Origin of the sequence: Kitasatospora sp. NPDC048407 (assembly GCF_043200475.1) — a bacterium.
GTDB lineage: Bacteria > Actinomycetota > Actinomycetes > Streptomycetales > Streptomycetaceae > Kitasatospora.
Genome location: NZ_JBICXW010000030.1, coordinates 1 through 20,145, shown reverse-complemented (window position 1 = coordinate 20,145; position 20,145 = coordinate 1). Strand labels below are relative to the sequence as shown.

The following is a 20,145-nucleotide window of genomic DNA, read 5'->3' as shown; positions in this document are numbered from 1 at the left end:
TCAATGCCGGTGCGGGAGTTCAGTGTCATGGTCTGGTAACTACCTGCCACCCGGTGTTGGGCGGAGCGCACTTGGCCGTTACAGTGCTACAGAGCACCACGCCACGTGGTGCCCGTGCGGGCGTTCGCCACAGGGGCGCCCGGATGAAATCTGTCTCATGGGGGACGGTGGATCATGGCAGGTCAGTTCACGATGACCGCGGAGGAAATGACCTCCTTCGCGAACCGTATCGGCGAGGTCAACCAGCAGGTGCAGGGCGAGATCAGCCGCCTGAACAACCTGGTCTCCGAGATCTCTTCGGGCTGGAAGGGCCAGGCTGCGTCCGCGTACCAGCAGATGCAGCAGCGGACCAACGACGACGCCAACGCGCTCAACAAGGTGCTCGACGAGATCCGTCAGGCGATCGAGGCGACCACCAAGGCGTACTCGATGACCGAAGAAGAGCAGCGTGCTGCCGTCGGTGGCATCGGCTGACGCCGAGCCGGTAACCGCCACATCGCGCCCTCACGGGGGCGCGCCGTGCATCCATCGACAAGGAGACAACCATGTCCATTCTCGTCAATTTCCAGACTCTGCAGAACGCCAGCTCCGAGGTGCGTCAGACCGCTTCGCGCATCCAGTCGCAGCTTGACGACCTGAAGGCGGGCGTTCAGCGCATCGCCACCTCCTGGGAGGGTTCGGCCCAGGAGGGCTACCAGGCCCGCCAGGCTGAGTGGGACCGCAAGGCCGCCGACCTGCAGCAGGTGCTCGGCCAGATCTCCAGCGCGCTGGACAACGCGGCGCAGAGCTACCAGCAGACCGAGACCTCGAACCAGAACCTCTGGGTCTGAGTTTCCCTCTCGGGGACTCTGCGCGGTAAGCGCTCTTCTCAAGGGCGGGCGTCCCACTGGGCGCCCGCCCTTCGCGCGTTGCACGGGGCACGCGCCGAACACGGGTGGAAGCAATGAGGGGTGGACTTCAGGTGTCGTCAGGATCGTTGCGCCGGGCCGGCGCGGTGCTGCTGGTGCTCGGGGTGGTCGGCAGTACGGCCGCCGGACCCGCCTACGCCGAGCCCTCGCCCTCAGCCTCCGGGGAAGCCGGGTTCCGACAGCCGGTGGCGATCGCGGCGGCCGGTGACTGTGCCCAGAAGGACGTCGAAGCCGTGCCCTGGTCGCTCCAGCGGGTCTTCCTGGACGAGCTGTGGGGTGTCGACAAGGACGGCAAGGCCCATCACACCGGGGACGGCGTCAAGGTCGCCGTGATCGACACCGGCGTGGACGTCGGCAACCCGCAGTTGGGTGCCCCCGGCAAGGTGATCGACGGCGGGGACCTGCTCGGCGACGCGCAGGTGAGGGCCGGTCAGCAGAAGCCGGAGGGCAGCGCCCTGTCCGACAAGGTCGGGCACGGCACCAAGGTCGCGGGCATCATCGCAGCCAGTCCGAGGACCGGGGTCGGCTTCGTCGGCCTGGCGAAGGACGCGAAGATCATCTCGATCCGGCAGAACGATGCCGAGGGCCACGGCAGTGTGTCCACGCTGATCGACGCCATCAAGGCGGCGATGCGGCTGGACGCCGATGTCATCAACATCTCGCAGGACGTTCGGGTCGAGGTGGACCCGAACAAGCCCGCCGACGTACCGGCGTTCGCCGAGGACGGTCAGTTGGAGGCGGTGCTGAAGCAGGCCGAAAGCAGCGGGATCGTGGTGGTCGCGTCCTCCGGCAACGACGGCGCCGAAGGCCCCACCTACCCGGCCAAGTACGACACCGTGCTGGCCGTGGGCGCGTCCGACCGCAACAACGAGCGGGCCACGTTCTCGCAGTACGGCGACTTCGTCAAGGTGGTCGCGCCGGGCGTCGACATGCTCTCCACCGTCCCCGGGGGCGGCCAGTGCACCGACAACGGCACCAGCTTCTCCGCGCCCTACGTGTCCGGCCTGGCCGCGATCCTCAAGGGGCAGCACAAGGACTGGACCCCCAAGCAGATCCGCACCGTGATCGAGCAGACCGCCCAGCGCACCGAGCACGGCCACAACAAGTGGATCGGCTGGGGCGTGGTCGACCCGGTCAAGGCGGTCTCGTACACCGACACGCCGAGCTCGTCCCCGACCCCGGACGTCCCGACCAAGCTGGACACCGTTCCGCTGGTCGCGCAGCCGGCGGGCCTGGAGGAGACGCAGGCGGACCGGGACCGGCGGACCGGCACCTTCGTGCTCGGGGCCGGTGGCCTGCTGGTGGCGGGTCTGGCCGGCGGTGCGATCGTCGCCCGTGACATGGGCCGGCGCCGCCGCCACTGACCGTTCGGACCGGTGTGCGGGCCGGCCCCGGAAAGGGGTCGGCCCCGCCGGTCGGGGGGAACCGGCGGGGCCGAAGAGGGAGCGGGGTGCAGGGGGTCAGGCCCGCTCGTCCTCGGGGAGGGTGATCACCCAGCGGGTCTCCGAACGGGGCCGCAGGTAGAACGCCCAGTAGAGGCTGGCGGCGGCGGTGATGCCCAGGGTCCACCACAGGCCGGGGCCGCGGAGCTCGAAGAGCGTGTAGCCGAGGGCGCCGATCACCACGATCGGCAGCGCGGGCCACAGCGGCTGGCGCCAGGCCGGAGCGTGCTTGTGCTCACCGCGGCGGGAGAACAGCGAGCCGACGGCGACCAGCAGGTACAGCGCGGCGACGGCGACACCGGTGATCTCGATCAGCAGGGACTGCTCCACGAAGCAGAGCACCGCGCCGGGGATGCCGACCGCCAGGGTGGAGACCCACGGGGCGCTGAACTTGTTGAGGGTGCCGAAGGCGTTGTTCACCGGCGCGGGCCAGGCCTTGTCGCGGCCGGAGGCGAACAGCACCCGGGAGTTCTGGATGACCATCACGATGCCCGCGTTGATGATCGCCAGCGCGATGCAGAGGCTGATGAAGGTGCCGACGGCGCTGTTGCTCCAGCCGATCACCAGCTCCGAGATGTTTCCGCTGGTCAGCGCGGCCATGTCCGGCGCACCCATGGTGATGGCGGCGACCGGGATGACGATGATGGCGACCGACAGGCCCAGCGTCCACATCACGGTGCGGGCGACGTTCTTGCGCGGGTTCTCCAGCTCCTCGGAGAGGTAGATCGCGGTGGAGAAGCCCTGGGTGACGAAGAGCGCGGTGCCCATCATGGCCAGGATCCCCGCGAAGCCCACGCCGGAGGTGGCGCCCGCCGCGTCGACCATGGTGCCGTGCAGCATGGTGTCCGCGCCGCGCTCGGTGTGGGTGAAGCCGAGGAAGGACACCACGCCGCAGGCGATGACCTCGAGGACCAGGAAGATGCCGGTGATCCAGGCGTTGGCGCGCAGGTCGAGCAGGCCGGCGATGGTGGCCGCGATCATCACCACGGCGCCGGCGATCTTCGGGTCGATGTGGATGATCGGGTTGAGGTACTCGGCGGTGCCCATCGCGATGATGGACGGCACGATCATCACCACGATCAGCGACTGGATGAACACCAGCCAGCCCGCGAACTTGCCCGCCAGGGTGCCGACCATGGCGTACTCGCCGCCCGCGGAGGGCACCAGGGTGCCGAGCTCGGAGTAACAGAACGCCACCGCGATACAGATGATCGAGCCGATGGCGATGGCCATCATGGTGTAGGTGCCGAGGCCTTGGAACAGCTCTGGAACGAGCACGAAGAGTGATGATGCCGGGGTCACGCAGGAGAGCGTGAGCAGCGTGCCACCCACGACGCCGAGCGATCGGGCGAGCTTCTTCGGTGCGTCCGCGCCGGCGGCGGCACCCGGAGCGGGGGCTGCTGCCTGCGGGGGGAGCGTGTCGGTCATGGGGGCATCCGATCGGCTGTGCGGTGGTGAGGGGAAGGGAGCGGTATCGCCTCCGAAACACGTTCTCGCGGGTGTGGTTCTCTATCGCTCCCGATGCGCCAGGTTGCCTGGATGAATTGGCATCGTCAACGCGCGATGAGCTGCGGAATCCGTTGTCATAAGCCGGTTTTTCCTACGGAACACAGCCGAGTGGCCGACTGGGTGCTTGATTCCCGCCAGGCAACTCTGGTGAACTGCGCTTGAATCGAAGGTGAAGTGATCTGCGCAACTCCGATTCAAAGGCATGGCGCCGACACGGCTGGGGGCCCGAAAACCCAGGCCGACCGGTCACACGGGTACGGGAACCGAAGGAAGAGCCTAAAAATCAGAACATAACGTTATGGCACCGTCCGGCCCCTGGGATGCCAAAGGGCCGGATCCCTTCCGGAACCCGGCCCTGTTGGTCACACTGCGTGATTCTCGCCCGAGGGCTACTGCAGGGTCGGCAGCCAACCGGTCTGCACCGTCTGACCCGCCTGCATGCGGCGGGAGACGAACACACCACGGCCCTGCGGCTGCGGCTGCGGCTTGACGGTGCCCAGCAGCGCGCCCTCGCCCTTGTCACCGGAGAGGATCAGGCCCTGGCCGCCCAGCTCGCGCATGCGCTGCATCACCGGCTCGAACAGCGAGCGGCCGGCGCCACCCGCGTTGCGGGCGACGATCAGACGCAGACCGATGTCGCGCGCGAACGGCAGGAACTCCGCCAGCGGCGCCATCGGGTTGCCCGACTGGGTGGCGACCAGCTCGTAGTCGTCCACGATCACGAACATGTCCTTGCCCTGGTACCAGCTGCGGTTGCGCAGCTGCTCCGGGGTGACGTCCGGACCGGGCAGACGACGCGAGCAGGCGCCGCGCAGCATCTCCACGATCGCCGACATGGCGGGCGCGGCAGCCGCGTACTCCACCAGGTACTCCGGCGGAACCACGCCCAGCAGCGAGCGGCGGAAGTCGCCGATCACGATGCCGGCCTGGTCCGGGGTGTACCGCTCGGTGATCTGCTTGATCAGCATGCGCAGCATCGCCGACTTGCCGGACTCGCTCTCGCCGAAGATGACGAACATCGGGTCGGTCTCGAAGTTGACGAACACCGGCGCCAGCTCGACCTCGTCGACACCGAACGCGACACCCAGCTCGGGGTGCTCGAAGCCCTTGGGCAGCGAGTTGCCGTCGAGCACGGCCGGCAGCATGCGCACCTGCGGGGCGCGCGGGCCGGTCCAGGCCGCGTTGATCTGGCTGACCATGTCGGCGACGCCGTCCACCAGGTCCTCGGTGGTGCCGGCGCCGTCGATGCGCGGCAGACCGGACAGGAAGTGCAGCTGCTCGTGGGTCAGACCACGACCCGGGATCGCCGGCACGTTCACCGCGACCTTGCGGTTGATCTCGGACTCCATGGAGTCACCGAGCTTCAGCTCGACGCGGTTCTGCAGCTGGTCCTTCAGCGCAGGGCGGACCTCGGCGTAGCGGGCCGCGGTGATCACCACGTGGACGCCGTAACCGAGACCTCGCTGCGCGATGTCGCCGATGACCGGCTCCAGGACCTCGAACTCCTGCTTGAAGATCAGCCAGCCGTCGATGAACAGGAACACGTCGCCGAAGCTCTCGTCCGGCAGCTGCCCGTTGGCACGGCGGGTGCGGTAGGTGGCGATGGTGTCGATGCCCTGGGCGCGGAACAGCTCCTCACGGCGGTTGAGCACCCCGTGCACCTCGCTGATCATGCGGCGGACCTTCTCGACGTCCAGTCGGCCCGCCACGCCGCCGACGTGCGGCAGGTCGGCCAGCGAGCCGAAGCCGCCACCGCCGAAGTCGAGCAGGTAGAACTGCGTCTCGACCGGGGTGTGGGTGACCGAGAAGCCCGTCACGATGGTGCGCACCATGGTGGACTTGCCGGACTGCGGACCGCCGACGATCATGCCGTGGCCGGCCGCGCCCGAGTAGTTCAGGTACATCACGTCGCGGCGCTGGTCGCGCGGCTTGTCGACGATGCCGACCGGGACGATCAGGTTGCCCTGGGTGATGGACGCCGGGGTCAGACCGCGTTCCGGGCTGACCTGCAGCGGCTCCAGCAGGCTGTCCACCGACGGCGGCGCCTCCAGCGGGGGCAGCCACACCTGGTGGGCCGGCGGGCCCTGGCCGATCATGCGCTGGACGAACACGTCGAGCATGGTGTCCAGCAGCGCGTCGTCCTTCTCCTCCTCGTCCGACGGGTCGGGAAGGATCTCCTCCACCTCGGGCTCGATGATCTCGACCTCGGCGGCGGTGAACAGCACCGGCTGGGCGGTGACCACCCGGCCGCCGACCGCGCGCTGCTGGCCCGGCGGACGGTACTTGCCGGACACGTACGCGGCCCGGAAGCGCTCCATCACGTCGGAGCCGAACTTGAGGTAGCCCACGCCGGGGATCGGCGGCAGGTGGTAGGCGTCCGGGACACCGATCGCGGCCCGCGACTCGGCGGCCGAGAAGGTGCGCAGACCCAGTCGGTAGGACAGGAAGGTGTCCAGACCGCGGAGCTTGCCCTCCTCCAGTCGCTGCGAGGCCAGCAGCATGTGCATACCGAGCGAACGGCCGATACGGCCGATCTGGATGAACAGGTCGATGAAGTCCGGCTTCGCGGTGAGCAGTTCGGAGAACTCATCGATGATCATCAGCAGCGAGGGCAGCGGGTCGAGCGGCGCACCCGCGGTGCGGGCCCGCTCGTACTCGTTGATGTTCGCGTAGTTGCCCGCCGCGCGCAGCAGCTCCTGGCGGCGGTTCATCTCGCCCTCGATCGCGTCGCGCATGCGGTCGATCAGGGTGGCTTCGCCCTCGAGGTTGGTGATCACGGCCGCGGTGTGCGGCATCTCCGCCATACCGGCGAAGGTCGCACCACCCTTGAAGTCCGCGAGGACCAGGTTCAGCACCTCGGACGAGTGGGTGACCGCCAGCGCCAGCACGATGGTGCGGAGCACCTCGGACTTGCCGGAACCGGTCGCGCCGACGCACATGCCGTGCGGGCCCATGCCCTCCAGCGAGGCTTCCTTGATGTCCAGCCAGACGTACTCGCCGTTGCTGCCGACGCCCAGCGGGACGCGCAGCTTCTCGCGGATCGGCTTGGGACGCCAGTGCCGGGCCGGGTCGAAGGAACCCGGGTCGCCGGTGTGCATCATCTCGGTGAAGTCCATCGAGACCAGCGACGGGTCGCTGTCGTCGCCGCCCGCGGACGCCCGGAACGGCGCCAACTGCCGCGACAGCGCCTCGGCCTGCCACCCCGACAGGGTGTCCGGCTTGCCCGGGTAACTGGCACCGGAGGCGGCCTCCAGCAGCAGCTCGTGCTTGCCGACGGTGATCACCAGGTGGCCGTTCGGCTCGTCCAGGTCACCCGGGACGACCTCGATCACGGTGACGCCCTGGACGCCCTCCGGACCGGCGATCACCGAGTCGACCGGCACCGAGGCGCCGTCCATGATGACCACCAGGTGCGGCTGGTCCGAACTCGGCGTGCTGTCACGGGAGAAGCCCTTGCGGCCGGCCAGCTCGTTGGCCAGCAGCTCCTCCAGCTCGCCCAGCCCGGAGGCGATCAGACGCCGCGAACCGGCGCCGTCGCTGTCCTTGCGGTGCTGGGTGTGCGGCAGCCACTTCGCCCACTCCCACTCCTCCACCGCGCCGGGCGCGGCGGCCACCCCGATCATCAGGTCCTCGGGGGAGTGCAGGGTCGCCAACTGGGCCACCATCGACCGGACGTTGCCGTACACCGAGTCCGGGTCGCCGCACACCGTGATGTGGTAGAAGGCGCGCAGCGAGACCGCCAGCGGCAGGTCCTGCAGCGTGCCGTGGGTCTTGATGAAGGTGCCCATCGCCTCCGCGGCGAGCGGCTCCAACTCGTCCATCGGCGCGGTCTGCGGCGCCACCAGCGGCGTCGACAGCTGCAACGGGCCCAGGCCCACCCGGATCTGTGCGAAGTCCGGATCCGTCGGCCGGCGCTCCCACAGCCGGCGGCCCTCGGCCACGATCGACCACAGCTGGTCGGGCTCCGGGTGGGTGAACAGCAGCGCCCCGCGCTGCCGTTCGGCCGTGCGACGCACCTCGCGGCGCTTCTGCTGCAGGTACTTCAGGTAGTCGCGGCGCTCGTCCGAGGTGGCCGCGCTACCGCCCTTGCGCGCCTTGACGATCTGCGCCACCGCCATCGCGGCGGTCGACGCGACCATCAGGACACCCATCATCTTCATCGGGCCCTGTGCGCCCGGAGAGAAGAAGAACGCCGCCGAACCGCCCATGCCGAGCAGCGGCAGCAGCGACATCATCCAGTCCTCGCCACCGCCCCGCGGCAACTCCGGCGGCGGAACCAGCTCGACCGGCTCCTCCGACACCGGAGGCGGGAACGCCCGCGGCGGACGCTTGACCGTCACCGTACTCACGCCATCACCCCGCCCCCAGCGACAGCCGCAGCGCGCGACTCCCCGTCGTCAACGGTGCGCCCTCCCCGGGCACAGAGTCGGGGGCACCCCCATCGCTCGCTCACAATCCGCCCTCACGCATCTGGATACGTACGGTGAGGGCGCCCCGTGTGATGACGCCGCCCCCGCTCCGCCGAACCGCAGGCGTGCGGGGCTGTCGCGTCTTCGATCGCCGCCCCCGTACGCCGTGCGCAGGGGCCGATCCTACTGCGCTGGGCAAGCCGTTCGTCCACGGGGTCGGCCACCGACAGGGTTCCGACCGGGCGTCAACACACAACCCCCGGCACGCCTGCGCACCGCCTCCACCCGCACGCGCCGCCCGCGCCCCGTCCACGCCCCCGACGCAGTGCGTCCTTGCGCCGAGGGGGTAAGGTGACGCCGCGCCAACTCTCGTTCGGGCCGTGACAGTTCCGGAACCGGTCGACGAGTGGTCAGCAGACTTGCCGACACAGCCAACGAGGGGGAGAGGGCCGGTGAGCACAAACGCTACGACCGGTTTCTGCCGGGTCACCGTGGTGGCACCGGACAGCCGGATCGACGTCGCCCTGCCGGAGGACGTCCCGCTCGCCGACATCTACCCGGAAGTGCTGCGGCTCTCCGGGCAGACCCAGGTGGACGGAACACCGACCGGGTTCCATTTGGTGCGGCGGGACGGCACCGTGCTCGACAGCGGACTTCCGCTGGCGGCCCAACAGGTCCGCGACGGTGACCTGTTGAGCCTTCGCCCGTTCTCCGAGTCGCTGCCGCCGGCCGTCTACGACGACGTTGCCGACGCCATCGCCTCGGCGGTCGAGGCCGACCGCAGGTTCTGGAGCCCCGACCTGATGCGGGCCTTCGGCCTGATCTCCGGCACGGTGCTGCTCACCCTGCTGGCGTTCGCGCTGTGGTTCTCCGACCTGCGGCACAACATGTTCGGCCTGCCGGGCATCCTGGCCGGCGTCACCGCCGTCGTGCTGGTGACCTACGCCGCCGTCCGCGCCCGGGTCTACGACGACCACATCGCCGCGCTCGCGCTCGGCCTCGGCGCGCTGCCGCACGCCATGCTGGCCGGCTCCGGCATCATCGACGTCCCGGGCGCCGGCGACGGCCCCGGCCGGCTCCAGTTCCTGGTCGGCTGCGTCACCGTGCTGGTGGTCTCCGTCCTGCTGGTCGGCCTGCTGCCGGAGAAGGACTCGGTGTTCGTCGCCGCCGCCTTCGTCGCCGCCGCCGGCACCCTGGCCACCTTCGCCGCGGTGCTGATGTCCGGCACCGCGATCACCGACATCGCCGCCGTCACCGGCGTCGCCGCGGTCGCCGCGGTCGGCTTCCTGCCCGCGCTGTCCGCCCGGTTCGCCCGCCTGCCCGTCGGCTTCAGCGCCCCCGGCCAGGCCCGCACCCGCGGCACCGCCTACGGCGAGGAGACCGCCAGCGCCGAGACCGTCCAGTACGAGCGGATCGCCGCCCAGGCCCGCCGCGGCCACGAGGTGCTGGTCGGCCTGGTCGGCGGCGCCGCCACCACCATCGTCGGCGCCTGCACCGTGCTCGGTTTCAGCGACCGCAGCTGGGCCGAACTGCTGGCCCTGGCCATCGGCGTCACGACCATGCTGCGCGCCCGGCTGTTCCGCTACACCGCCCAGGTGTTCGCGCTCACCATCGCCGGCCTGGCCGGCCTGTCGCTGCTGATCCTCGGCCTGGCCCTGCACACCCCGATGCACCTGGCGGCGGCCGCGGCCCTCGGTGGCAGCGACACCGGCGAACTGCGCACCGTGTGGCTGTCCGCGTCCATCGCGGCCGGCGCCGCGATCATGATCGCGATCGCGCTGATCGTCCCGCGTTCCGGTGTGTCCCCGTTCTGGGGCCGCATCCTGGACATGGTCGACAGCCTGATGCTGATCGCCCTGGTGCCGCTGGCGCTGGCCGTGCTCAACATCTACAACGTGGTGCGCGGCGCGACCGGCTGAGCCGCGCTGGTATCGTTGATCCGTCCGAGTTCTGTCAGGCCCTGTGCTTTCGACCAGGGCCACTCGGCACACACCTAAGGAGATGCCCGTGGCCCTCGCCGCTGACGTCAAGAAGCAGATCATCGCCGAGTTCGGCCAGAAGGAGGGCGACACCGGCTCTCCCGAGGTTCAGGTGGCCATGCTCTCCCGCCGCATCTCGGACCTGACCGGGCACCTCAAGTTCCACAAGCACGACCACCACTCGCGTCGTGGCCTGCTGATCCTGGTCGGCCAGCGTCGCCGCCTGCTGCAGTACCTGGCCAAGAAGGACATCGAGCGCTTCCGTACCCTGGTGGACCGCCTCGGCATCCGCCGCGGTGCCGCCGGCGGCGCCCGCTGACACCGCTCGTAGGGGCGGCTCCCCTCACCGGGGAGCCGCCCTTCGGCGCTTTCCGCGCCACCTCGCGACCGCACCCCGCGAACAGCTCGCCTTAAAGCCGCGCTCGATAGGGTGTGAATTTGTAAGGTAAAGGGCATGCCCGCCCTTGCGGGCCGACAAGGCTTCAAACGGAAGCCGCCCGCACCGCAGGAGCGTCCACACGCAGACGCCGCCGCACGCCGAAAGGCGCCGGTCCTCGGTAGTGGCCGCCGGAACCCCCGACACGCGGGGACGGACCCGGTGGCTTCGATCGAAGACCGGCCCAACTGCCCGGGCCACGGCAGGCAAGCGCAGCGGCGCTCCTGGGGAGACGTACAAAAGAGGAGATCTTCCAGGTGGAAGAGAACGTTTTCTACGCCGAGGCCGTCATCGACAACGGCAGCTTCGGTACCCGCACCATCCGCTTCGAGACCGGCCGCCTGGCCCGTCAGGCCGCCGGCTCCGCCGTGGCCTACCTGGACGACGACACCATGGTGCTGTCGGCCACCAGCGCCTCGAAGCAGCCCAAGGAGCACTTCGACTTCTTCCCGCTGACGGTGGACGTCGAGGAGCGGATGTACGCCGCCGGCCGCATCCCCGGCTCGTTCTTCCGCCGTGAGGGCCGGCCGTCGGAGGACGCGATCCTCACCTGCCGCCTGATCGACCGCCCGCTGCGCCCGTCCTTCGTCAAGGGCCTGCGCAACGAGGTCCAGGTCGTCGTCACCGTCATGGCGCTGAACCCCGACCACCTGTACGACGTGGTGGCCATCAACGCGGCCTCCGCCTCCACCCAGCTGGCCGGCCTGCCGTTCTCCGGCCCGATCGGCGGCGTCCGCGTCGCGCTGATCAACGGCCAGTGGGTGGCCTTCCCGACCCACTCCGAGCTGGAGTCGGCCGTCTTCGACATGGTCGTCGCCGGTCGCGTCCTGCCGGACGGCGACGTCGCGATCATGATGGTCGAGGCCGAGGCCACCGACAAGACCATCAAGCTGGTCGAGGGCGGCGCCGACGCCCCCACCGAGGAGATCGTCGCCGCCGGCCTGGAGGCCGCGAAGCCGTTCATCAAGGTGCTGTGCGCCGCGCAGGCCCAGCTGGCCAAGCAGGCCGCCAAGCCGACCGGCGAGTTCCCGCGCTTCCTGGAGTACCAGGACGACGTGCTGGCCGCGCTGACCGCCGCCGTCAAGGACGAGCTGTCCAAGGCGCTGACCATCGCGGGCAAGCAGGAGCGCCAGAACGAGCTGGACCGCATCAAGGCCGTCGCCGCCGACAAGCTGCTCCCGGAGTTCGAGGGCCGCGAGAAGGAGATCAGCGGCGCCTACAACGCGCTCACCAAGAAGATCGTCCGCGAGCGCGTCATCAAGGACAAGGTCCGCATCGACGGCCGCGGCGTCACCGACATCCGCACCCTGGCCGCCGAGGTCGAGGCCATCCCGCGGGTGCACGGCTCGGCCCTGTTCGAGCGCGGCGAGACCCAGATCCTGGGCGTCACCACGCTGAACATGCTGCGCATGGAGCAGCAGCTCGACACGCTCTCCCCGGAGACCCGTCGCCGCTACATGCACAACTACAACTTCCCGCCGTACTCGGTGGGCGAGACCGGCCGCGTCGGTTCGCCGAAGCGCCGCGAGATCGGCCACGGCGCCCTCGCCGAGCGCGCGATCCTCCCGGTCCTGCCGACCCGCGAGGAGTTCCCCTACGCGATCCGCCAGGTCTCCGAGGCGCTGGGCTCCAACGGCTCCACCTCGATGGGCTCGGTCTGCGCGTCCACCATGTCGCTGCTGAACGCCGGTGTGCCGCTGAAGGCCGCCGTCGCCGGTATCGCCATGGGCCTGATCTCGCAGGAGATCGACGGTGAGACCCACTACGTGACGCTCACCGACATCCTCGGTGCCGAGGACGCGTACGGCGACATGGACTTCAAGGTCGCCGGTACCCGCAACTTCATCACCGCCCTGCAGCTGGACACCAAGCTCGACGGCATCCCGGCCTCCGTGCTGGCCGCCGCGCTGAAGCAGGCCCGGGACGCCCGCCTGCACATCCTCGACGTGATGAACGAGGCCATCGACTCGCCCGACGAGATGTCCCCGAACGCGCCGCGGATCATCACCATCAAGATCCCGGTGGACAAGATCGGTGAGGTCATCGGCCCCAAGGGCAAGATGATCAACCAGATCCAGGAGGACACCGGCGCCGAGATCACCATCGAGGACGACGGCACCATCTACATCGGTGCCGCCGACGGCCCGGCCGCCGAGGCCGCCCGCTCGACGATCAACCAGATCGCCAACCCGACCATGCCGGAGGTCGGCGAGCGCTACCTGGGCACCGTGGTGAAGACCACCACGTTCGGCGCCTTCGTCTCGCTCATGCCGGGCAAGGACGGTCTGCTGCACATCTCGCAGATCCGCAAGCTGGCCGGTGGCAAGCGCGTCGAGAACGTCGAGGACGTGCTCGGCGTCGGCGCCAAGGTGCAGGTCGAGATCGCCGAGATCGACCCGCGCGGCAAGCTGTCGCTGATCCCCGTCATCGAGGGCGAGGAGAGCGGCGAGGCCGCCTCCGAGTGACACCCCGGTAACACCCTGCGGCCCGCACGCCCCATCCGGCGCGTGCGGGCCGCGCCCTGTTCGTGAAGTACCTGCAGTTCATGCAGTTCGTGCAGTTCGTGAAGCTCTCCTCGTGAAGCAGTAGCTGGAAGGAACACCCGTGGCCCAGGCCTCGGCGGCGAAGCAGCGCCCCGGCACCACCCGGACCCTGCTCAAGGGCACCGAAGGCGGCGCGGGCACTGTCCGCCGCACCGTGCTCCCCGGCGGCCTGCGGGTCGTCACCGAGACCCTCCCGACGGTGCGCAGCGCCACCTTCGGCATCTGGGTCGGCGTCGGCTCCCGGGACGAGACCCCGGTGCTGAACGGCGCCACGCACTACCTGGAGCACCTGCTCTTCAAGGGCACCGCCCGGCGCGACGCGCTGGAGATCTCCGCCGCGCTGGACGCGGTCGGCGGCGAGATGAACGCGTTCACCGCCAAGGAGAACACCTGCTACTACGCGCGGGTGCTCGACACCGACCTGCCGCTGGCCATCGACGTGGTGTGCGACATGCTCACCGGCTCGCTGATCCGGCCCGAGGACGTGGAGTCCGAGCGCGGCGTCATCCTGGAAGAGATGGCGATGGCGGAGGACGACCCGGGCGACGTGGTGCACGACCTGTTCGCCAAGGTGATCTTCGGGACCGGTCCGCTCGGCCGCCCGATCCTCGGCACCCAGGAGACCGTGTCCGGGCTGAGCCGCGACCAGATCGCGGGCTTCTACCACCGCCGCTACAAGCCGGAGAACCTGGTGGTCGCGGCGGCCGGCAACCTCGACCACGCCAAGGTGGTCAAGTTGGTGGAGAAGGCGTTCGCGCAGGTGCTGGCCAAGTCCAAGGGCCACCCCGCGGAGGTCCGGCGCGGCGTCAAGCCGGTCCGCACCTCCGGCAAGGCCGCCGTCCTCAACCGCCCCACCGAGCAGGCCCACCTGGTGCTCGGCGTCCCCGGCATCCCGCGGCACGACGAGCGCCGCTGGGCGCTGGGCGTGCTCAACGCCGCCCTCGGCGGCGGCATGAGCTCCCGGCTGTTCCAGGAGGTCCGGGAGAAGCGCGGCCTGGCGTACTCCGTGTACTCCTACTCGTCCTCGTACGCCGACACCGGCCTGTTCGGTATCTACGCCGGCTGCCAGCCCAAGCGGGTTGAGGAAGTGCTGAAGATCTGCCGCGAGGAACTCGCCCGGGTGGTCGAGGACGGCATCACCGAGGAGGAACTGCACCGCGCGATCGGCCAGCTCTCCGGCTCCACCGTGCTCGGCATGGAGGACACCGGCTCGCTGATGAACCGCATCGGCAAGGCCGAAATCTCCTACGGCCACCACCTGTCGGTGGACGAGATGCTGCGCAAGATGGCCGAGGTCACCCTGGACGACGTGCACGCCGTCGCCCGTGATGTGCTGGGGGCGCACCGGCCCTCGCTCGCGCTGATCGGCCCGATCAACGACCGGCGGGCCGCCAAGCTGGCCGACCTGCTCGCCTGATTCGCCTGCTCGCCCGCTTGCCCGCTCGCCCGGAAGGACAACTGACATGACGCTGCGCGTCGCCGTGATCGGCGCCAAGGGCCGGATCGGCTCGGAGGCCGTCAAGGCCGTGGAGGCCGCCGAAGGCATGGAGCTGGTGGCCGCCCTCGGCCGTGGCTCGAAGCTCACCGAACTCGGCGACGCCGGGGTCGACGTCGCGGTCGAACTCACCCACCCCGACTCGGTGATGGGCAACCTCGACTACTGCCTGCGCAACGGCATCCACGTGGTCACCGGCACCACCGGCTGGACCGAGGAGCGCCTGGAGACCGTCCGCGGCCTGCTCGCCGACGCCCCGGAGCTCGGCCTGCTGATCGCCCCAAACTTCTCCATCGGCGCGATCCTCGGCATGAAGTTCTCCCAGCTGGCGGCCAAGTACTTCGAGTCCGTCGAGGTGGTCGAGCTCCACCACGACCGCAAGGCCGACGCCCCGTCCGGCACCGCCACCCGCACCGCGCAGCTGATCGCCGCCGCCCGCGCCGAGGCCGGCCTGCCCCCGCAGCAGGACCCGACCACGCACAGCCTGCCCGGCGCCCGCGGCGCCGACGTGGACGGCGTCCCGGTGCACGCGGTGCGGCTGCGCGGCCTGCTCGCCCACCAGCAGGTGATGTTCGGCGACACCGGCGAGACGCTGACCATCCGGCACGACTCCATGCACCACAGCAGCTTCATGCCCGGCATCCTGCTCGGCGTGCGGAAGATCGCCGACCACCCGGGCCTGACCTTCGGCCTGGAACACTTCCTGGACCTGTGACATGACCTCTCGTACCGGCTTCTTCATCCTCTCCGGCGTCCTGCTGCTGGTCAGCGTGGTCTGCGTGGGGGAGGGCGTCCAGCTCGTCGCCACCGGCAAGCCGCTCGGCATCGGCATCGGCCTGTGCGCCTTCGTCATCCCGGTGATCGGGGTCTGGTTCCTCCGCCAGACCGTCCGCTTCGGCCGGGCCAGCGAGCGGCTCGCCCGTGAGCTGGAGGCCGAGGGCGGCCTGCCCGTGGACGAGCTCAAGCGCACCGGCGGCGGCCGGATCGACCGGGTCTCCGCCGACGCCGTGTTCGCCCGCCGCAAGCGCGAGGCCGAGGCCGACCCCACCGACTGGCGGAACTTCTTCCGGCTCGCCGTCGCCTACGCCGACGCCGGTGACGTACCGCGCGCCCGCAAGGCCATGCAGCACGCCATCAAGCTGCACGACCGGCACTCCACGGCCACCGCCGTAAACTGACCTGTACCGCCCCCGAACAGCCAGGACATCACCCATGCGCGCAGTCGAACCCCAGGTCCACCTGATCGCCCGCCCCGAGCTCGACTACGACGAGGTCGCGGCCTACCTGCAGGACGTCGGCGGCGAGAGCTGGCTGGAGCGGGTCGACCGCGGCGACCTGGACGACGCCCAGAACCTCGCCGAGTTCGCCGGCCGGATCTGCTACCGCTCGTGGAAGCCGGGCCTCAACCCGAACGTCACCAAGGTCCGCACCGACCAGGACGTCTACCTGAAGAACATCCTGGCCAGCGCCCACGGCTCGGTGCTGGAGCACGTCTCCTTCACCTTCGTGCTGCACAACGTCAGCCGGGTGGTCACCCACGAGCTGGTCCGCCACCGGGCCGGCGTCGCGGTCTCCCAGGAGTCGCTGCGCTTCGTCCGCCTCGACGACATCCCGTTCTGGTTCCCCGAGTGGGCGCAGCAGGACGAGGAGCTGATGGGCCGCGCCACCGGCCTGATGCAGCAGATCGAGGAGTTCCAGCACTGGATGGCCGACCACTTCGGGCTGGACGAGGAGGGCGTCAAGTTCCACGAGAAGAAGGAGAAGACCTCCTTCATGCGCCGCTTCGCCCCCGAGGGCCTGGCCACCGGCCTGGTCTGGACGGCGAACGTGCGCACCCTGCGCCACGTCATCGAGAACCGCACCGCGCCGGGCGCCGAGGAGGAGATCCGGCTGCTGTTCGGCAAGATCGGCGAGCTGATGGTCAAGGAGGCGCCCTCGCTGTTCGGCGACTACACCGTAGAGGACGGCGCCTGGGTCCCCGGCTGGCGCAAGGTCTGACGTCCGACCCCGTGGCCGGGGTCTGACGGACCGTCGGACCCCGGCCCGGCCGTGCTCACCCGTGCGGCCTGCCGCAGGCGGCCCGCGAACCGGCCGCTGACCTGCGTGGACGGGCAGATGGACGGACTTGTCCCAGATGCCCGGATTGCGGCGTTCTCGGCCGCTCCATACGCTCGGGGCACGGATTCCGGTGCTGCGTGAACCCCCGAGCGCGCAGCACCGGAATCCCATGTCGGGCCCGGCCCGCGACCCCCAGGACTGTCCAAACCCTGGACCTGCGTGGCTGTCGACCACCGCCCTACGAGTAGCTTTGGACCCATGGCTCCGACCTCCACACCGCAGACGCCCTTCGGCCGGGTCCTGACCGCGATGGTCACCCCCTTCACCGCCGACGGCGAGCTCGACCTCGACGGCGCCCAGCGCCTCGCCGCCCACCTGGTGGACTCCGGGAACGACGGCCTGGTGCTCAACGGCACCACCGGCGAGTCGCCCACCACCACCGACGCGGAGAAGGCCCAGCTGGTCCGGGCCGTGGTCGAGGCGGTCGGAGACCGCGCCCACGTCATCACCGGCGTCGGCACCAACAACACCCACCACAGCGTCGAACTCGCCCGCCAGGCGCAGGCCGCCGGCGCCCACGGCCTGCTCGCGGTCACCCCGTACTACAGCAAGCCGCCGCAGGAGGGCCTGTACCGGCACACCGTCGCGATCGCCGACGCCACCGAGCTGCCGGTGATGCTGTACGACATCCCCGGCCGCGCCGCCGTCGCGCTCGAACACGACACCCTGGTCCGCCTCGGCGAGCACCCGCGGATCGTCGCCAACAAGGACGCCAAGGGCGACGTCGCGGCGGCCGCCCGCGCCATCGCCGACACTGGCCTCGCCTGGTACTCCGGCGACGACAACCTGACCCTGCCGCTGCTTTCGGTCGGAGCCGTCGGCGTGGTCAGCGTGGTCGGCCACGTCGTCGCCGCCGAGATGCGCGCCATGATCGAGGCGTTCGTCGCCGGCGACCACGCCAAGGCGCTCGCCGTCCACCAGTCGCTGCTGCCGGTCTATACCGGTATCTTCCGCACCCAGGGAGTGATTCTCTCCAAGGCGGCGTTGAACCTGCAGGGACACCCGGCCGGCCCGCTCCGGCTGCCCCTGGTCTCCGCCACGGACGCGGAGATCGCCCGGTTGAAGGAGGATCTCGCCGCCGGCGGGGTACACCTGTAACCAACAACAGACGTGCGCGTCCCCGGCTCGCCGGACCCCACCAGGTCCGCCGCTGGACCGGGACCGAAGGCGCGCGGCAAATCGGCAGTCAGGTAACCACGATGGACGCACGCCATATGCCGCCGGGGGAAGAACCCTCCGGGCATATGGCGTGCGTCGTGAGGAGAGTCTTTTGAGCCACCCGCACCCCGAACTCGGCGCTCCCCCCGCACTCAAGGAGGGCGCCCTCCGCATCACCCCGCTGGGCGGTCTCGGCGAGATCGGCCGCAACATGACGGTCCTCGAGTACGGCGACCGCATCCTGATCATCGACTGCGGCGTGCTCTTCCCCGAGGACGAGCAGCCCGGCGTCGACCTGATCCTCCCCGACTTCAGCTACATCCGGGACCGCCTCGACAAGATCGACGGCATCGTCCTGACCCACGGCCACGAGGACCACATCGGCGCCGTCCCCTTCCTCCTCCGGGAGAACCCGGACATCCCGCTGATCGGCTCCAAGCTCACCCTCGCCCTGATCGAGGCCAAGCTCGCCGAGCACCGCATCCGCCCCTACGTCCTGGAGGTCGCCGAGGGCGACCGCGAGCGGATCGGCCCCTTCGACTGCCAGTTCATCGCGGTCAACCACTCCATCCCCGACGCCCTGGCCGTCGCCGTCCGCACCCCCGCGGGCATGGTCGTCGCCACCGGTGACTTCAAGATGGACCAGCTCCCGCTGGACGGCCGCCTCACCGACCTGCCGACCTTCGCCAAGCTGGCCGAAGAGGGCATGGACCTCCTGCTGGTGGACTCCACCAACGCCGAGGTCCCCGGCTTCATCCCGCACGAGCGCGACATCTCCGCCGCGCTGCGCAACGTCTTCGCCAACGCGGAGAAGCGCATCATCGTCGCCTCCTTCGCCAGCCACGTGCACCGCATCCAGCAGGTCCTGGACGCCGCGCACGAGTACAAGCGCAAGGTCGCCTTCGTCGGCCGCTCGATGGTCCGCAACATGGGCATCGCGCGCGACCTCGGCTACCTGAAGGTCCCCGGCAACCTGATCGTCGACGTCAAGACCCTCGACGACCTCCCCGACAAGGAGGTGGTGCTGATCTGCACCGGCTCCCAGGGCGAGCCGATGGCCGCGCTGTCCCGGATGGCCAACCGCGACCACCAGATCCGCATCGTCGAGGGCGACACCGTCGTCCTCGCCTCCTCGCTGATCCCCGGCAACGAGAACGCCGTCTACCGGGTCATCAACGGCCTCACCCGCTGGGGCGCCAAGGTCGTCCACAAGGGCAACGCCAAGGTGCACGTCTCCGGCCACGCCTCGGCCGGCGAGCTCCTGTACTTCTTCAACATCTGCAAGCCGAAGAACCTGATGCCGGTCCACGGCGAATGGCGCCACCTGCGCGCCGCCGCCGACCTCGGCATCGCCACCGGCGTCCCGCGCAACCGCGTGGTCATCGCCGAGGACGGCGTCTGCGTCGACCTGGAGAAGGGCGTCGCCCGGATCGCCGGCAAGGTCCAGGCCGGCTACGTCTACGTGGACGGCTCCTCGGTCGGCGACATCACCGAGGCCTCGCTCAAGGACCGCCGGATCCTCGGCGAAGAGGGCTTCATCTCCGTCTTCGTGGTGGTCGACTCCACCAACGGCAAGATGGTCAGCGGCCCGACCTTCCAGGCCCGCGGCTCCGGCATCGACGACGCGGCATTCGCGTCCATCGCCGGCAAGCTGGAGGAAGCCCTCAACCGCTCCGCCGGGGAAGGCGTCCTGGAGGTCCGCCAGGTTCAGCAGCTGGTCCGCCGGACCGTCGGCAAGTGGGTCGCTGACAACTACCGGCGCCGCCCGATGATCCTCCCGGTCGTCGTCGAGGTCTGACCGACCTGATTTGACCTGGGGCAGCCCGGTGCGTAATGTTCTCCGGGTTGCCCCACGGTCGTGCGGCTTCGCTCCGAATTCGAATTCGTTCGAATGGGGCGGGGAAAACAGGCCGAGAAACTCTGATAGAGTTCGGGAGCGCCGAAAGGCCAAAGCGAATCGGAATGAATGAAACTCCGGAAAACGGAGCGGAAAACATCTGATAAGCTGGAAACACGAAAGAACGAAGCGCCCGGAGGGTCGGTCGGAAGGCCGCCTGAAGGAAGTGTCCGTTCCTTGAGAACTCAACAGCGTGCCAAAAGTCAACGCCAGATATGTTGACATCCCCGGCCAGCCGGTATCGGTTGGTT

Annotated in this window: 14 protein-coding genes; 12 read left to right on the top strand and 2 right to left on the bottom strand. The window is 69.7% G+C overall.

Features of this window, described 5'->3' with window-relative positions:
* The first annotated feature begins 174 nt into the window (after positions 1-174).
* The 3 genes from ACGFWJ_RS33195 to mycP all read left to right on the top strand — a co-directional run bounded on the left by ACGFWJ_RS33195 (position 175) and on the right by mycP (position 2,272).
* A complete protein-coding gene (locus tag ACGFWJ_RS33195; RefSeq protein WP_387649670.1) occupies positions 175-474 on the top strand; it encodes a WXG100 family type VII secretion target in 300 nt (99 codons plus the stop codon).
* 71 nt (positions 475-545) lie between these two features.
* Positions 546-830 (top strand): WXG100 family type VII secretion target, encoded by a 285-nt coding sequence (locus ACGFWJ_RS33190; RefSeq protein ID WP_392956123.1) that lies wholly within the window; start codon positions 546-548, stop codon positions 828-830.
* Between the two features lie 131 nt (positions 831-961).
* Complete coding sequence (gene mycP, locus ACGFWJ_RS33185) at positions 962-2,272, top strand: type VII secretion-associated serine protease mycosin (RefSeq protein ID WP_392956120.1); 1,311 nt, start codon at positions 962-964, stop codon at positions 2,270-2,272.
* A gap of 96 nt (positions 2,273-2,368) precedes the next feature.
* On the opposite strand, the gene ACGFWJ_RS33180 is transcribed toward mycP, so the two are convergent.
* A complete protein-coding gene (locus ACGFWJ_RS33180) occupies positions 2,369-3,778 on the bottom strand; it encodes an APC family permease (RefSeq protein ID WP_392956118.1) in 1,410 nt (469 codons plus the stop codon).
* A 470-nt stretch (positions 3,779-4,248) separates the two neighbouring features.
* Positions 4,249-8,208, bottom strand: a complete 3,960-nt coding sequence (gene eccCa, locus ACGFWJ_RS33175; protein ID WP_392956116.1) for a type VII secretion protein EccCa — start codon at positions 8,206-8,208, stop codon at positions 4,249-4,251.
* 512 nt (positions 8,209-8,720) lie between these two features.
* Here eccCa and eccD point away from each other — a divergent pair.
* The 9 genes from eccD (at position 8,721) to ACGFWJ_RS33130 (ending at position 19,795) form a co-directional block, all read left to right on the top strand.
* Positions 8,721-10,187, top strand: coding sequence for a type VII secretion integral membrane protein EccD (gene eccD, locus ACGFWJ_RS33170; RefSeq protein WP_387649657.1), 1,467 nt, complete (start codon positions 8,721-8,723; stop codon positions 10,185-10,187).
* An 88-nt stretch (positions 10,188-10,275) separates the two neighbouring features.
* On the top strand, positions 10,276-10,566 hold the full coding sequence (gene rpsO, locus ACGFWJ_RS33165) for a 30S ribosomal protein S15 (protein ID WP_387649654.1): 291 nt from the start codon (positions 10,276-10,278) through the stop codon (positions 10,564-10,566).
* A 374-nt stretch (positions 10,567-10,940) separates the two neighbouring features.
* Positions 10,941-13,148 carry a polyribonucleotide nucleotidyltransferase gene (locus tag ACGFWJ_RS33160; RefSeq protein WP_387649651.1) on the top strand — a complete coding sequence of 736 codons (2,208 nt, stop codon included), beginning with the start codon at positions 10,941-10,943 and terminating at the stop codon, positions 13,146-13,148.
* Positions 13,149-13,287: 139 nt separating this feature from the next.
* A complete protein-coding gene (locus ACGFWJ_RS33155; protein WP_392956112.1) occupies positions 13,288-14,643 on the top strand; it encodes a M16 family metallopeptidase in 1,356 nt (451 codons plus the stop codon).
* Positions 14,644-14,689: 46 nt separating this feature from the next.
* A complete protein-coding gene (gene dapB, locus ACGFWJ_RS33150; RefSeq protein ID WP_387649646.1) occupies positions 14,690-15,436 on the top strand; it encodes a 4-hydroxy-tetrahydrodipicolinate reductase in 747 nt (248 codons plus the stop codon).
* A 1-nt stretch (position 15,437) separates the two neighbouring features.
* On the top strand, positions 15,438-15,899 hold the full coding sequence (locus tag ACGFWJ_RS33145) for a hypothetical protein (protein ID WP_392956109.1): 462 nt from the start codon (positions 15,438-15,440) through the stop codon (positions 15,897-15,899).
* A 34-nt stretch (positions 15,900-15,933) separates the two neighbouring features.
* A complete protein-coding gene (gene thyX, locus ACGFWJ_RS33140) occupies positions 15,934-16,719 on the top strand; it encodes an FAD-dependent thymidylate synthase (RefSeq protein ID WP_035866708.1) in 786 nt (261 codons plus the stop codon).
* Positions 16,720-17,037: 318 nt separating this feature from the next.
* A complete protein-coding gene (gene dapA, locus ACGFWJ_RS33135; RefSeq protein ID WP_392956106.1) occupies positions 17,038-17,937 on the top strand; it encodes a 4-hydroxy-tetrahydrodipicolinate synthase in 900 nt (299 codons plus the stop codon).
* Between the two features lie 172 nt (positions 17,938-18,109).
* The gene (locus ACGFWJ_RS33130; protein WP_392956103.1) at positions 18,110-19,795 is read left to right on the top strand and encodes a ribonuclease J; all 1,686 of its coding nucleotides are present in this window, start codon (positions 18,110-18,112) and stop codon (positions 19,793-19,795) included.
* Positions 19,796-20,145 lie beyond the last annotated feature (350 nt).